The following is a 10,447-nucleotide window of genomic DNA, read 5'->3' as shown; positions in this document are numbered from 1 at the left end:
GACGGCGCGGATCGCCTCGGGCGGGGGCGACCCCGGGGGCGCGGTCGTGCGCGGGGGCGGGCGACGGACCGGGCGGGTGTCGGACCCGGAGTGCGCGCCGTCACGCCTCGCGGCGCAGGCACCACGCCTCCTGCGGCTTGGCCTCGCCGCGCGGCGCCATCACCCCCGCCTTGGTCCAGCCCCACGCCGAGAACGCCCCCTGCGTCTCGGTGTCGCCCGGGTCGATCAGCACCACGGCCACCGGTACCCCGATGCGGGTCAGCAACTGGTCCAGCAGCCGCCCGCCGACCCCCCGGCGGCGGTAGGCGGGCAGCACCATCAGCTCCGCCACCACGAACAGCTGCCGGGCGCCGGTCACCTCGACGAGCTCCTCCAGTTCGCGCGGAATGCCAGCGAACCGGTCGAGCCAGTTGCCCTCCCGGGTGATGCGGAACCCGTAGGCGCACCCCACCAGCGCGGGGTCGTTGGCCACGATCATGTCGAACTCGGGCTGCTGGAGATGGTCGGCGAACCGCTCCAGGAACGCCGCAGGGTCGGGCGCGCCGGCGTCCGTCCGGTCACGGTAGGCGTCCACGTACAGCTCGGCGAGCTTGGACCGCTTGTCCTCGGCCTGCCAGCGGCTCAACCGCCGGTGGAACACCTCGGCCATGTCACACGCCCCTTCTGTCCGGCCCACCCCGGACCGACCGTCCCGGGCGACGGTCCGCCCGGATCACCCTCATCGTCGCAGGCGGCCCCGGTCGCGGGTAGCCGGTTACCGGGCGATGTCCGCCCGGCGGGTGCGCGGGCTCCGGCGCCCGCCGGGCGCGCACCCTGGCGCCCGGCGCCGCCCCCCGCTACGGTCGGCCCATGTTCGCCGCCTACGCCGCACGGTTCGACGCCCGGACGCCACTCGACGCCCTGGAACTCGGGGAGCGCCCCGATCCCCGGGTGCCCGACCACTGGACGGTCGTCGACGTCCGGGCGGCCTCCGTCAACCACCACGACCTGTGGACGCTCCGCGGGGTCGGCATCCGCGAGGAGGCGCTCCCCATGATCCTGGGGTGCGACGCCGCGGGGACCGACGACCGCGGGGAGGAGGTGGTCATCCACTCCGTGATCGGCGCCACCGGCCACGGCGTCGCACCCGGGGAGCGCCCCAGCCTCCTCACCGAGAAGTACCAGGGATCGTTCGCCGAGCGGGTCGCGGTGCCGCGCTGGAACGTGCTGCCCAAGCCGAAGGAGCTGAGCTTCGAGGAGGCCTGCTGCCTGCCGACCGCCTGGCTCACCGCCTACCGCATGCTGTTCACCCAGGCCGCGGTGCGGCCCGGGGACACCGTGCTGGTGCAGGGCGCGGGCGGCGGCGTCGCCACCGCGGCCGTGGTGCTGGGCGCGGCCGCCGGCCTGCGGATGCTGGTGACCAGCCGGGACGAGGCCAAGGGCCGCCGCGCGGTCGAGCTCGGCGCCGAGGCCGCCTTCGGCACCGGGGAACGGCTGCCGCGCCGGGTGGACGCCGTGCTGGAGACGGTCGGCGCCGCCACCTGGCAGCACTCGGTGAAGTCGCTGCGGCCCGGCGGGACGATGGTCATCTCCGGGGCCACCAGCGGCCAGGCGCCGCCCTCCGCCGAGCTGAACCGCATCTTCTACCTGGAGCTGCGGGTGGTGGGCTCGACGATGGGGACCCGTGAGGAACTGGCCGGACTGATGTCGTTCTGCGCCTCGCGCGGGCTGCGGCCGCTGGTGGACGAGGTACTGCCGTTGGACCGCGCCCGGGAGGGGCTCGCCCGGATGGAGTCCGGCGACCTCTTCGGCAAGATCGTCCTGACGGTCTGACGGTCTGACGGTCTGACGGTCTGACGGTCTGACGGTCTGACGGCCCGGCCGACCGCGCCCGCCCGGCCGTCGGGGGCGGGCGGGCGCGGTCAGGGGCGGTCCGCCGAGCCGCGGTCGCGGTTCCGGTAGGCGTCCGGCGAGGCCAGCAGCGCCACCAGGTGCGCCGAGGTCTCGGCCAGCAGCCGCCGGGCCGTCCGCAGCTCCGCCTCTCCGACCCCGTGGTCGCGGGCTGCGTCGCGCATCTCGTCCCGAAGGCCGTCCAGCAGCCGCTCCCACTCCCGCAGCCGTTCGGCCGCACCGGCCGACTGCCCGTGTGCGTCCTGCCCGTCCTGCGTGCCGTGCGGATGCCGTGCCTGCGCCGCACCCGTCGACGGTGCCGGCGGCGCGGCAGGGCGGGGTGGCCGGGGGGCGACGGCCTCGACCCGCCCGGGCCGGGCCTCCCCGGCCCGCGCGAGCACCGGCGCCAGCTCCCGCTCCAGCTCCGCCAGTTCACCGCGGCGGGCGGCCAGCTCGCCCGCGCCCGCCTCCGTCAGCGCGTACACCTTGCGGCCCCCGGTCGCCGTCGGCCGGATCAGCCCGTCGGCCGCCAGCTTCGCCAGCCGGGGGTAGATGGTGCCGGCGGAGGGTGTGTAGGCGCCCCGGAAGCGCTCCTCCAGCAGCCGGATGAGTTCGTACCCGTGGCGCGGGGACTCCGCGAGCAGCTGCAACAGGTACAGCCGCAGCCGGCCGTGTCCGAACACCGCCGCCATCTCAACCCACCCCGCCGCGTGACGGGGCGTCGGGCGCGCGGCGCAGCAGCGCCACGCCGCCGGAGCGCGAGACGAGGGACCACCGCGCGGGGGGACGGGCCGGGCCGCCGGGGTCCCCCAGGGAGCCGGCGGGGGCGGGCAGGTCGCTGACGACGCGGCCCGTCCCGCTCGACGCCCGCACCTGCGCGGCCTCGCCGGAGGGCACCCGGGCCGCGATGGGGCCCGAGTCGGTGGTGACCTCGACGCTCCGGTCCGCCGCCGCCGGCGTGCGGCCGGCGGGGGAGAGGTCGAGGTGGACCCCGCCCGAGACGGTGGCGCCGGTCAGCTTCCCGGTCGGGCCGGTGACCGTCACCGTTCCCGACTCCGTGCGGAAGGCCACGGGGCCGCCCGCGCGGCGGAACTCCACCGAGCCGTCCACCGCATGCACCTCGACCGGACCCGCCTCCTCCGAGCGGCCGGGGCCGGCGGTCAGCGCCGTCAGCACCAGCACGGCGGCCGACCGGGTGCGGACCGTCAGCGCCGGACCCGGCGGCAGCGTGACCAGCACGGCCGCGCGCGGGTTTCCCGTGCCCTCCAGCGAGACGAGGACCGAACCGGAGGCCGACCGGGTGGTGAGCCGCCCGCCGCGGAGGTCGCGCAGTTCGACCCGGACCTGCCGGGCGGCCGGGTCCCGAACGACCGTGACCTCGCCCGCGCCGACGAGCAGCTCCAGCCGGCCGTCGGTCGCGGCGGGGCAGGGCAGGTCGAGGGAGCCGGGCCGGGTCAGGGCCGGCGAGCTGTCGGGTAGCGCCACGGGGGCCTCCTGCGAGCGGCTGGACGGGCGTGCCGTGCGGCCCCGGCCGGCGGCCGGCGGCGCGGGGCGGCGGATCGCCGCCGCCCGTTCACGATAGGTCGCGACTGTCGCGGTGCCAACCGGCCCGGAGCCCGCCGGGCGGCGCCCCGCGCGGGGGCTCAGTCGTCCTCGTCGTCGTCCAGCCGCGCCAGCCAGGTGGCCAGGCGCTCCACCGGCACCTCGAAGTCCGGGTTGAGGTCGACGAAGACCCGGAACTGCTCCGCCAGCCAGCCGAGGCTCACCTCCTCCTCGCCACGGCGCTGCTCCAGCTCCTCGATGCCACGGTCGGTGAAGTACACGAAAGACACTCCGCGGGGGTCGGTCGGTCGATGGGGTGGGAGACCGCGCCGCCCCCGGGAGCCGGGGGCGGGGACGCGGACGGCACGGGGCCCGGACCGACGAACGATCCGGGCCCCGTCACTGCTCATCCGCCGGTCAGAGGTCGAAGACCTCGTTGACCAGGCCCTGCTGCTCCGCCTGGTGACGCTTGGCGGAACCCACGGCCGGGGAGGACGACGCCGGGCGCGAGACCCGAGTCAGCTTGTCGGAACTGATGCGGGCCGAGCCGATGACCTGGTCCAGGTGGTCGACCAGGCTCTGCGACAGGAACGGCCAGGCGCCCATGTTCGCGGGCTCCTCCTGCGTCCAGACGTAGCGTTCGGCGTTGCGGAACTTGGCCAGCTCCGCCTGGATCTCGTCGCCGGGCAGCGGGTACAGCCGCTCCAGCCGCACGATGGCGGTGTCGGTGATCCCGCGCTTCTGCCGCTCGGCGTCCAGGTCGTAGTAGACCTTGCCGGAGCAGAAGACGACCTTGCGGACGGTGTCCGGGTCCACGCTGTCGTCGCCGATCACCGGGCGGAATCCGCCGGTGGTGAACTCCGACGCCTTGGAGGTGGCCGCCTTCAGCCGCAGCAGCGACTTCGGGGTGAAGATCACCAGCGGCTTGTGGTGCGGGTTGTGGACCTGCCACCGCAGGAGGTGGAAGTAGGTCGACGGCAGCGACGGCATGGCGACCGTCATGCTGTCCTGCGCGCACAGCTGCAGGAACCGCTCGATCCGGGCGGAGGAGTGGTCCGGGCCCTGGCCCTCGTAGCCGTGCGGCAGCAGCAGCGTGACGCCGGAGGTCTGCGCCCACTTCTGCTCGGCGGAGGAGATGAACTCGTCCACCACGGTCTGCGCGCCGTTGACGAAGTCGCCGAACTGCGCCTCCCACATCACCAGCGCGTCCGGCCGGGCGAGGGAGTATCCGTACTCGAAGCCCATCGCCGCGTACTCGCTGAGCAGTGAGTCGTAGACGTTGAACCGGGCCTGGTCGTCCGAGAGGTACAGCAGCGGGGTGTACTCGTCGGCGGTCTGCTGGTCGATCAGGACCGCGTGGCGCTGCACGAACGTGCCGCGGCGCGAGTCCTGGCCGGCGAGGCGCACCGGGGTGCGCTCCATCAGCAGCGAACCGAAGGCGAGCGCCTCGCCCATCGACCAGTCGATGTTGTCGTCCTCGACCATCGCGGCGCGCCGCTGGAGCTGCGGCAGCAGCCGGGGGTGCACCTCGATGCGGTCGGGGATGTTGACCTGCGACTCGGCGATCCGCTTCAGGGCCTCCTGGGTGACGGCCGTCTCGACCGGCACCGGGAAGCCGCCGAGCGGCGGCGGGATGTCGGCTGGCGCGTCGGTCCCGGTGGCCTCGCGGACCTCCTTGAAGACCTTCTCCAGCTGGTCCTGGAAGTCCTTCAGTGCCTGCTGCGCCTCTTCCAGGGTGATGTCGCCCCGACCGATGAGGGACTCGGTGTACAGCTTGCGCACCGAGCGCTTCTTGTCGATCAGGTTGTACATCAGCGGCTGGGTGAACGCCGGGTTGTCGCCCTCGTTGTGGCCGCGGCGCCGGTAGCAGACGAGGTCGATGACGACGTCCTTGTTGAACGCCTGCCGGTACTCGAAGGCCAGCCGGCCCACGCGGCACACGGCCTCGGGGTCGTCGCCGTTGACGTGGAAGATCGGCGCCTCGATCATCCGCGCGACGTCGGTGCAGTACATCGACGAGCGGGAGGAGGTCGGGGGCGCCGTGTAGCCCACCTGGTTGTTGATGACGACGTGCACGGTGCCGCCGGTGCGGTAGCCGCGCAGCTGCGACATGTTGAGCGTCTCCGCCACCACGCCCTGGCCGGCGAAGGCCGCGTCACCGTGGATGAGGATCGGCAGGACGGTGAAGTCCGCGCCGCCCTTCCCGATGATGTCCTGCTTGGCCCGCGCCACACCCTCGACGACCGGGTTGACGGCCTCCAGGTGGGACGGGTTCGCGGTGAGCGAGACCTGCATCTTCTCGCCGCCGAGGCCGGTGAAGGTGCCCTCGGTACCGAGGTGGTACTTCACGTCGCCGGAGCCGTGCGTCGACTTCGGGTCGAGGTTGCCCTCGAACTCCCGGAAGATCTGCGCGTAGGACTTGCCGACCACGTTGGCCAGCACGTTGAGACGGCCGCGGTGGGCCATGCCGATGACGGCCTCGTCCAGCGCCGCGCCGCTCGCCTCGTCCAGGATCGCGTCCAGCAGCGGGATGACGGACTCGCCACCCTCCAGGGAGAACCGCTTCTGCCCGACGTACTTGGTCTGCAGGAAGGTCTCGAACGCCTCGGAGGCGTTGAGCCGTCGCAGGATGCGCAGCTGCTCCTCACGCTCCGGCGGGGTGTGGGGCTGCTCGACCCGGTCCTGAATCCACTTGCGCTCCTGCGGGTCCTGGATGTGCATGTACTCGATGCCGGTGGTGCGGCAGTACGAGTCGCGCAGCACGCCGAGGATGTCCCGGAGCTTGAGCATCGACTTGCCGGCGAAGCCGCCGACCGCGAACTCGCGCTCCAGGTCCCACAGGGTGAGCCCGTGCTCCTTGATGTCCAGGTCGGGGTGCTTGCGCTGCTTGTACTCCAGCGGGTCGGTGTCGGCCATCAGGTGGCCGCGGACCCGGTAGGAGTGGATCAGGTCGAAGACCCGGGCGGCCTTGGTGACCTCGTCGTCGTGGCTGACGTCGATGTCCCGGTGCCAGCGGACCGGCTCGTACGGAATCCGCAGGGCCTCGAAGATCTCGTCGTAGAAGCCGTTCTCGCCGAGCAGCAGCGACGACATGGTGCGCAGGAACTCGCCGGAGGCGGCGCCCTGGATCACCCGGTGGTCGTAGGTGCTGGTCAGCGTCATGACCTTGGAGACGCCGAGGCGGTTCAGGGTGTCCTGGCTGGTGCCCTGGAACTCCGCCGGGTACTCCATGGCGCCGACGCCCACGATGACGGCCTGGCCGGGCATCAGACGCGGCACGGAGTGGACGGTGCCGATGCCGCCGGGGTTGGTCAGCGAGACGGTGACCCCGGTGAAGTCGTCCATCGTCAGCTTGTTGGCGCGGGCCCGCCGGACGATGTCCTCGTAGGCCTGCCAGAACTCGAAGAAGCTGAGCGTCTCCGCCTTCTTGATGGCGGCCACGACGAGCTGGCGGTCGCCGTTGGGCTTCACCAGGTCGATGGCGAGCCCGAGGTTGACGTGCTCGGGCTTGACCAGCGTCGGCTTGCCGTCCTTCTCGGCGAAGGAGTTGTTCATGTCCGGCATCGCCTTGACGGCCTGCACCATCGCGTAGCCGATGAGGTGGGTGAAGGAGACCTTCCCGCCCCGGGCGCGCTTGAGGTGGTTGTTGATGACGATGCGGTTGTCGAACAGCAGCTTCACCGGGACCGCGCGGACCGAGGTGGCCGTCGGCAGCTCCAGGGAGGCGTTCATGTTCTTGGCGACCGCGGCCGAGGGGCCGCGCAGCGTCACCAGCTCCGGGCCGGAGGAACCGGACTCGGCCGGCTTCTCCTGCTTGGCGGCGGGCTTGGCCGCGGCCTTCGCGGGGGCCTTCGCGGGGGCCTTCTTCGCCGGGGCCGGCTTGGCGGCCGCCTTCTCCGCGGGGGCGGTCTCGGCGGGGGCCTTCGACGACGCGTCGGCGGACGGGGCGGCCTGCGGCTCCGCGGGCCCGCCGTCGTCCGAGCCGGCCGAAGCCGCGGGTGCGTCACCGGCGGAGCCGGCGGCAGCCGGCTTCTTCGCCGCGTCGTTCGCGCCCGGCTTGTAGTCGGCGAAGAAATCCCACCACGCCCGGTCGACGGAGTTCGGGTCCTTCAGGTACTGCTGGTAGATCTCGTCGACGAGCCATTCGTTGGCGCCGAATCCGGCCGCTGGGCCGGTTCCTGACGCGGCCTGGCCTGATCCGGCCTGGTCGGTGGAGGCACTCGAGGTGTTCGGGGACTGTGGCGACACGGCGGCAACCGCCCTCTTCCGCTTCGCAAGGTGATGGACAGCGGAGATCAAGGCTACGCCTTCACCCGGCCGCGGCGCAGTCCCCGGTCCTCAGAGGTCGCGTACGTCACATTTAGCGCGGGGTTTCGGCGGTGTTCAGCAAGGGAACAAACTCGGGTTCGCTCGCGTCCGGAATCGCCGATCGGCGGCTGCGGCCCCCGGCCGCATCCGGACATCGGCGCCCCGACCGCCGCGTTCCGGGCATCCCGCCGGAAAGCCGACGGGGTGCGGAGCGCGGCGGAAAACCGCCGGTGGGCGGCGCCCTGCCGGTCCACGCGGCACCCCGGCGCCCGAGGGCACCGAGCGGTTCCCGGCGTGGCGCACGGGTACGGCCGCGTGCGACACACGGTCCCGCGCCGCACGGATCGCCGTCACCGGCGTCGTGGGCGGCTCGCGGGGACCGGCAGCACACCTGCTACGACCCTACGTCAACCTGTGTCCCGGGTCTTCTCCCGGAAGGGTGAGGCGGATGTGGCAGCCGCTCGCCGACTCCACCACGGCGATCGTCCCGCCGTGCAGGTTCACCGCCCAGTGCGCGATCGCCAGCCCCAGGCCGGTGCCGCCGTCGCGCGGCGTCTCGCCCGGCAGCCCCGCCCGCCCGAACCGCTCGAACACCCGCTCGCGCTGGTCGGCCGGGATGCCCGGGCCCTCGTCGCGGACCTCCAGCACCAGCCCGCCCGGCAGCTGGCCGGGGCGGGCCACCACCGTCACCCGCCCGTCCTTCGGGCTGTGCTTGACCGCGTTGTCGACCAGGTTGGTCACCACCTGGTCCAACCGCTCCGGGTCGGCGCTGGCCACCAGCTGCTCGGGCTGCACGTCGAGGTGCACCCGCACGTCGGTCCGGGAGTGGCCGCGCCCCGCGGCCCAGTCGGCGTTGTCCGCCACCGTCTCCAGGTAGGCCCGCACCGAGAACTCGCGCGGTTGGAGCGGCACCACGCCGTTCTCCAACCGGGAGAGGTCCAGCAGCTGCTCCACCAGCCGCCCCAGCCGCTCCGCCTGCCGCAGCGCCGTCTCCATGGTCTTCTGGTCGGGCTCGGCGACGCCGTCGACGACGTTCTCCAGCACTGCCTGCAGACCGGCGATCGGCGTGCGCAGCTCGTGCGAGACGTTGGCGACCAGCTCCTTGCGGTGCCGGTCGGTCGCCTGGAGGTCGGCGGCCATCCGGTTGAACGCGCGCGCCAGGTCGCCCAGCTCGTCGCGTCGGCCGACCCGCACCCGGCGCTGGTAGTCGCCGCGCGCCATCGCCCGCGCCGCCGCGGTCATCTCGGTCAGCGGCGCGGCCAGCCCCTGCGCCACGAACTGCGTCAGCAGCAGCGAGGCGATGACCGCTATCAGCGCGATCAGCCGCAGCTCGATCGCCGACCGGTAGGCGAGCAGGATCAGCACGGTGGTGATCACCACGGAGACGATCACCAGCGCGCCGAGCGCCGCCTGCACCGACCGGAACGGGTCCAGCGGGCGGCTCAGCTCCCACAGCCGCTTCAGCGGCCCGGTCCGCGCACGGTCCTCCCCGTCGGTCCGGAGCTCACCGTCCGGGCGGGCGGGACCCTCCGGGGGGAGGGAGCCGCCCACGCCGCCGCGCACGCGTTCCACCGGGGGCTCAGCTCCCGTCGGCGATGACCGTGGTGCCCGGCGCGGCCTCCAGCGCGTAGCCCACCCCGTGCACGGTGCGGATGCGCTCGGCGCCGATCTTCCGTCGCAGCGCCTTGACGTGGCTGTCGACGGTCCGGGTGCCCGAGGCGTCCGCCCAGTCCCACACGTCGGCCAGCAGCTGCTCCCGGGTGAGGACCGCACGGGGCGAGCGGGCCAGGCGCATCAGCAGGTCGAACTCGGTGGGAGTGAGGTGGACGTCCTTGCCGCCGGCGCGGACCCGGCGCTGCGCCCGGTCGATCTCCAGGTCGCCGAGGCGGACGCCGCCGGGGCGCGGCGCGGTCGCCGCGGCCGCCGCCCGCTCCACGCGCCGCAGCAGCGCGTGGGTCCGGGCGACCAGCTCCCGCATGGAGAACGGCTTGGTCATGTAGTCGTCGGCGCCGACGCCGAGCCCGACCAGCATGTCGGTCTCGTCGTCGCGCGCGGTCAGCATCAGCACCGGCACCGGCCGCTGGGCCTGGACCCTGCGGCAGACCTCCAGCCCGTCGAACCCCGGCAGCATGACGTCCAGCACCATCACGTCGGGCTGGAAGCCCCCGGCGGCGTCCACAGCGGCCGGGCCGTCCGAGGCGGTCTGCACGAGGAAGCCCTCGGCGGTGAGCCGTACCGAGATGGCGTCGAGAATGGTGGGGTCGTCCTCGACCACCAGGATGCGGCGCTGCGCGCCGGGGGTGCTGGCGGCACCGGCCTCCGAGGGGTCGCCCGCCTCGTCGGCGGGCGGTGCGTCGCCCGCGGCCGGGACGCCGTCGGTTATCGGACCTGTGGTGGCGGTGCCGTCGTGGCCTGCCGTCGTCATGGGGCGCGGCTGTTCCTCGCCGTTGCCCGCAGTGAAGTCGCTCTGTGTCATCTGTCCCGCCCCGGGAGAGTGTGTGGAGCCAGTCGGCTGGTTCTGGCTTTCCTGCTGCTGGTGAGCAGCGTACGGCGCCTTGCGCCGCACGGGCTACGGAGTCAGGAGAGCCGGGTGGATCATGTCGCGCGCACCGTGCGGACGCGGGGTGCGGCGGGTGGGCCGCGGCGGTCCCGCGCCACGCGGTGCGGGGGCGGACGGGGCCCGGCCGGCCGGTCTCGGCGGTTGTGCCGCCCGGCGACACCGCACGAG

General features: G+C 73.6%; 7 protein-coding genes and 1 pseudogene. 1 reads left to right on the top strand and 7 read right to left on the bottom strand.

All coding sequences use genetic code 11. The features are described from left to right. Nucleotides 1-100 precede the first annotated feature (100 nt). Nucleotides 101-649, bottom strand: a complete 549-nt coding sequence (locus HCN56_RS19380) for a GNAT family N-acetyltransferase (protein ID WP_167972916.1) — start codon at nt 647-649, stop codon at nt 101-103. 200 nt (nt 650-849) lie between these two features. Between HCN56_RS19380 and HCN56_RS19375 the strand changes: the two genes are divergently transcribed. Beyond that, nucleotides 850-1,812: a zinc-binding dehydrogenase gene (locus HCN56_RS19375; protein ID WP_167972914.1), complete on the top strand. Its 963-nt coding sequence runs from the start codon at nt 850-852 to the stop codon at nt 1,810-1,812. A gap of 466 nt (nt 1,813-2,278) precedes the next feature. Here the strand turns inward: HCN56_RS19375 and HCN56_RS27530 are convergent. From HCN56_RS27530 to HCN56_RS19345, 6 genes and pseudogenes are all read right to left on the bottom strand, one after another. Further along, nucleotides 2,279-2,561: pseudogene (locus HCN56_RS27530) on the bottom strand (PadR family transcriptional regulator); the annotation flags it as partial. A gap of 1 nt (nt 2,562) precedes the next feature. Beyond that, on the bottom strand, nt 2,563-3,354 hold the full coding sequence (locus tag HCN56_RS19365; protein WP_167972910.1) for a DUF4097 family beta strand repeat-containing protein: 792 nt from the start codon (nt 3,352-3,354) through the stop codon (nt 2,563-2,565). A 158-nt stretch (nt 3,355-3,512) separates the two neighbouring features. Continuing rightward, complete coding sequence (locus tag HCN56_RS19360; RefSeq protein WP_167933764.1) at nt 3,513-3,692, bottom strand: DUF6104 family protein; 180 nt, start codon at nt 3,690-3,692, stop codon at nt 3,513-3,515. 136 nt (nt 3,693-3,828) lie between these two features. After that, nucleotides 3,829-7,659 carry a multifunctional oxoglutarate decarboxylase/oxoglutarate dehydrogenase thiamine pyrophosphate-binding subunit/dihydrolipoyllysine-residue succinyltransferase subunit gene (locus HCN56_RS19355; protein ID WP_167972908.1) on the bottom strand — a complete coding sequence of 1,277 codons (3,831 nt, stop codon included), beginning with the start codon at nt 7,657-7,659 and terminating at the stop codon, nt 3,829-3,831. 462 nt (nt 7,660-8,121) lie between these two features. Next, on the bottom strand, nt 8,122-9,183 hold the full coding sequence (locus tag HCN56_RS19350) for a sensor histidine kinase (RefSeq protein ID WP_209312943.1): 1,062 nt from the start codon (nt 9,181-9,183) through the stop codon (nt 8,122-8,124). A gap of 115 nt (nt 9,184-9,298) precedes the next feature. Continuing rightward, nucleotides 9,299-10,195 (bottom strand): response regulator transcription factor, encoded by an 897-nt coding sequence (locus HCN56_RS19345; protein WP_245246759.1) that lies wholly within the window; start codon nt 10,193-10,195, stop codon nt 9,299-9,301. Nucleotides 10,196-10,447: the final 252 nt, after the last annotated feature.

Origin of the sequence: Streptomyces lonarensis (genome assembly GCF_012033735.1) — a bacterium.
Classification (GTDB): Bacteria; Actinomycetota; Actinomycetes; order Streptomycetales; family Streptomycetaceae; genus Streptomyces; species Streptomyces lonarensis.
Note: the sequence above shows the minus strand (reverse complement) of the source record. Positions and strands in the feature narration are given on the sequence as shown.